The following is a 961-nucleotide window of genomic DNA, read 5'->3' as shown; positions in this document are numbered from 1 at the left end:
TCCGTCGTAAAGAAGCCAAGAAGAAGTAGGGCATAGCAAATGACCGACAAAAAAGTTACTCGACTGCGTCGCGCTCGCAAAGCACGCCTGAAAATGCACGAACTCGAAGTCGTGCGTCTCTGCGTGTTCCGCTCGTCGCAGCACATCTACGCCCAGGTCATCTCGGCCGACGGCAACAAAGTCCTGGCAAGCGCCTCGACTTTGGATAAAGAACTGCGTGATGGTGCCACTGGCAACATCGACGCGGCCACTAAGGTTGGCCAGCTGGTCGCTACGCGTGCTAAGGCCGCTGGCGTCTCGCAAGTGGCTTTCGACCGCTCTGGCTTCAAGTACCACGGTCGCGTGAAAGCGCTGGCTGATGCTGCTCGTGAAGCTGGGCTGGAGTTCTAAGTTATGTCAAATAACGACCAAAAGCGCGACGAAGGCTACATTGAGAAGCTGGTTCAAGTTAACCGCGTAGCCAAAACCGTTAAAGGCGGCCGTATCTTCACTTTCACCGCGTTGACCGTGGTTGGTGATGGTAAAGGCCGTGTTGGCTTCGGCCGTGGCAAGTCGCGTGAAGTGCCTGCTGCGATCCAGAAGGCAATGGAAGCTGCTCGTCGCAACATGATCCAAGTTGATCTGAACGGCACCACTCTGCAGTACGCAATGAAGTCCGCTCATGGCGCTTCGAAGGTGTACATGCAGCCTGCTTCTGAAGGTACCGGTATCATCGCTGGCGGCGCTATGCGTGCTGTCCTCGAAGTTGCTGGCGTTCAGAACGTTCTGGCCAAATGCTACGGCTCGACTAACCCGGTAAACGTGGTTCACGCCACTTTCAAAGGTTTGAAAGCTATGCAATCTCCTGAGTCCATCGCTGCTAAGCGTGGTCTGACTGTCAAGGAGATCTTCTGATCATGGCTACCGTTAAAGTAACGCTGATCAAAAGCATGACCGGCCGCATTCCTAACCACAAACTGTG

Annotated in this window: 2 protein-coding genes; both read left to right on the top strand. The window is 54.5% G+C overall.

All coding sequences use genetic code 11. The features are described from left to right. Window positions 1-39 precede the first annotated feature (39 nt). Entirely contained in the window at window positions 40-390 is a 351-nt protein-coding gene (rplR, locus tag CFE47_RS31270) for a 50S ribosomal protein L18 (RefSeq protein ID WP_003186037.1), read from the top strand. A gap of 3 nt (window positions 391-393) precedes the next feature. Continuing rightward, window positions 394-894, top strand: coding sequence for a 30S ribosomal protein S5 (rpsE, locus tag CFE47_RS31265; protein ID WP_003176409.1), 501 nt, complete (start codon window positions 394-396; stop codon window positions 892-894). Window positions 895-961: the final 67 nt, after the last annotated feature.

It is taken from the genome of Pseudomonas sp. PGPPP1 (assembly GCF_002255865.1).
In the GTDB taxonomy this organism is placed as follows: Bacteria; Pseudomonadota; Gammaproteobacteria; order Pseudomonadales; family Pseudomonadaceae; genus Aquipseudomonas; species Aquipseudomonas cremoris.
This window is presented reverse-complemented; position numbering and strand designations above follow the sequence as displayed.